Origin of the sequence: uncultured Arenimonas sp. (assembly GCF_963976025.1) — a bacterium.
GTDB lineage: Bacteria > Pseudomonadota > Gammaproteobacteria > Xanthomonadales > Xanthomonadaceae > Arenimonas.
This window is the reverse complement of sequence record NZ_CAXBJS010000252.1, coordinates 1-2879: the sequence shown is the minus strand read 5'-3', so window position 1 is coordinate 2879 and position 2879 is coordinate 1. Positions and strand designations below refer to the sequence as shown.

4 protein-coding genes are annotated in these 2879 nt (G+C 68.4%); 2 read left to right on the top strand and 2 right to left on the bottom strand.

The features are described from left to right. Both AACZ35_RS13695 and AACZ35_RS13690 read left to right on the top strand, forming a co-directional pair. The coding region (locus AACZ35_RS13695; protein WP_339830227.1) for an acyl-CoA dehydrogenase domain-containing protein at positions 1-1158 on the top strand (1158 nt) is incomplete at its 5' end. After that, positions 1158-1628, top strand: coding sequence for a hotdog fold domain-containing protein (locus AACZ35_RS13690; RefSeq protein WP_339830225.1), 471 nt, complete (start codon positions 1158-1160; stop codon positions 1626-1628). The genes AACZ35_RS13695 and AACZ35_RS13690, both read left to right, overlap by 1 nt. Positions 1629-1706: 78 nt before the next feature. On the opposite strand, the gene AACZ35_RS13685 is transcribed toward AACZ35_RS13690, so the two are convergent. Beyond that, positions 1707-2057 (bottom strand): DUF1304 domain-containing protein, encoded by a 351-nt coding sequence (locus AACZ35_RS13685; protein ID WP_343230737.1) that lies wholly within the window; start codon positions 2055-2057, stop codon positions 1707-1709. Positions 2058-2068: 11 nt separating this feature from the next. Next, the coding region (gene fghA, locus AACZ35_RS13680) for an S-formylglutathione hydrolase (protein WP_339830223.1) at positions 2069-2879 on the bottom strand (811 nt) is incomplete at its 5' end.

Sequence of the window (2879 nt, the reverse complement as noted above, 5' to 3'; positions counted from 1 at the left end):
GCCGTTGATCGCGGCGAAAAGCCGGCCGTGCCCTCGGCCATCGCCAAGTACCACACCACCGAACTGGCCCGCGAATGCGCCACCGACGCCATGGACATCCACGGCGGCAAGGGCGTGATCCTGGGCCCGATGAACTACCTGGGCCGCGGCTGGCAGGCGGCGCCGATCTCGATCACGGTCGAGGGCGCCAACATCATGACCCGCTCGCTGATGATCTTCGGCCAGGGCGCCATCCGCTGCCATCCGTGGGTGCTGAAGGAAATGCAGGCGGCGATGCTGCCCGACCGCGAACAGGCCGTGCGCGAGTTCGACGCCAACCTGTTCGGCCACATCGGCTTCGCGATCTCCAACGCCGTGCGCAGCTGGGTGCTGGGCCTGGCCGGCTCGCGCATCAGCAAGGCGCCGGGTGACGCCTACACGCGCCGCTACTACCGCAAGCTCAACCGCTACTCGGCCAACCTGGCCCTGGTGGCCGACACGTCGATGCTGCTGCTGGGCGGCAAGCTCAAGTTCAAGGAAAAACTCTCGGGCCGCCTGGGCGACGTGCTGAGCCAGCTCTACATCGCCAGCGCGATGCTCAAGCGCTACGAGGACGAAGGCCGCCCGGCCGCCGAACAGCCGCTGCTGGCCTGGGCCTTCCACGACTCGGCGCACAAGATCGAACTGGCCCTGTCGGGCGCGCTGCGCAACTTCCCGATCCGCCCGGTGGGCTGGCTGCTGTGGCTGCTGGTGTTCCCCTGGGGCCGCCGCGCCCAGGCCCCGAGCGATCGCCTGGGCCGCCGCGCCGCGGCGCTGCTGATGTCGCCCTGCGACGCGCGTGACCGCCTGGCCGAGGGCACCTTCCTGACGCCCTGCGCGAACAATCCGGCCGGCCGCATCAACAGCTACCTGCCCAAGGTGATCCTGGCCGAGCCGGTGGAACGCAAGTTCCTCAAGGCGCTCAAGACCAGCGACATCGAGGCGCTGGACTTCGCCTCGCAGCTGGCCGAGGGCGTGGCCGAGGGCTGGATCACGGCCGAAGAGCGCACGCAGCTTGAAGAACTGCGGGTGATGACGCTCGACGCGATCATGGTCGACGACTTCGATCCGTTCGAGCTGCAGGCCGCTTCGCTGCACATGGACAAGCCCAAGCTGGGCGAGAAGTCGCGAGCCGCCTGATGAGCGAGACGCCGCTGCTCCGGCTGTACCGCAAGTTCACGCGCTGGCCGGGTGGGCAGTGGCTGTTCAGCCGGGCGGTGTGTTTCAAGGCACCCTATTTCGGCAGCGTGTCGCCTCGCTTCACGCTGCTGGAAAACGGGCGCTGCGAGGCGACGATCCCGCACAAGCGGCGCATGCAGAACCACATCGGCACGGTGCATGCGATCGCGCTGTGCAACCTGGCCGAGCTGGTGGGCGGGGTGATGACCGACGCGTCGCTGCCCAAGGGCATGCGCTGGATCCCGAAGGGGATGACGGTGCAGTACCTGAAGCGCGCGGTGGGCACGCAGCGCGGCGTGGCGACACCCGGCATCCCGCTGGTTTCGTCGGACACGGGCTACGACTTCCCGGTCAACGTGGACGTCTTCGACCGGGCCGGCGAAAAGGTCTTCAACGCCGTCATCACCATGTGGGTCAGCCCCAGCCGCTGATCCCCCCGTAGGAGCGCCTTCAGGCGCGAATCTTCTGCCCTTGGCCTTTGGCCAAGGGCATCGAGACCACGTGGGGACTCAGAGGTAGTGGACGGCGATGGCGGCGAGGATGGCTGGCAGGGCTTGGACGTAGAGGATGCTGCGCTTGACGGTGGCGGCGCCGAACAGGCCGGCGACCACCACGCAGCCCAGGAAGAACAGCGTGATGCCGCGGGCGTCCAGCCACAGCCCCCACAGCAGCCCCGCCGCCAGGAAACCGTTGTACAGACCCTGGTTCATCGCCAGCTTCGCCGAGTCCCGCGCCACCTGCGGGTCCAGCCCGAAAACCCTGCGCCCCAGCGGACGCGTCCAGAACACCATCTCCAGCACCATGAAACCCAGGTGCAGCAACGCCACCAGGACGGTTAGCACGATTGCGATGATGGACATCGTGGCCTCCTTCAGACGGCCAGCTGCGCGGCGTGGTGCCGCAGGTGGTCCTGAATGAAACTGGCGATGAAATAGTACCCGTGGTCGTAGCCCGCGTGGCGGCGCAGGGTCAGCGACTGACCGGCTTCGGCACAGGCTGCTTCGAAACGCTCCGGCTGCAGCTGCGGTTCCAGGAATTTGTCGGCCAGCCCCTGGTCCACCAGGATCGGCCGACCGAACGGCCGCCGCCGCACCAGTGCGCAGGCATCGTGTTCCGCCCAGACCGCGTGGTGATCACCCAGGTAGCGGCTGAAGGCCTTCTGGCCCCAGGGCACCTCGCAGGGCGCCACGATCGGCGCGAACGCCGACACGCTGCGGTACTGCTGCGGGTGCTTGAGCGCCAGCGTCAGCGCCCCGTGCCCGCCCATCGAATGCCCGGTGATGCCCGTGCGGCCCGGATCGGCCGGGAAGTGCTCGCGAACAACCGCCGGCAGTTCGTGCACCACGTGGCTTTCCATGCGGAAGCGCGACGACCACGGCGCCTGGGTGGCGTCGAGGTAAAAACCCGCACCCTCGCCGAACTCCCAGTCGCCCGTGGCGCCCTCCAAGCCCGTGTCGCGCGGGCTGGTGTCGGGCATCACCAGCATCAGCCCCAGTTCGGCCGCCACGCGCTGCGCGCCGGCCTTCATCGTCGCGGTTTCTTCGGTGCAGGTCAGGCCGGCCAGGTAATACAGCACCGGCACCCGGCCCTCGCGAGCCTGCGGCGGCTGGTACACCGCAAAACGCATCGGCCCGCCGCAGGCCGCCGAGTGCATGCGGTAGAAACCCTGCACGCCGCCAAAG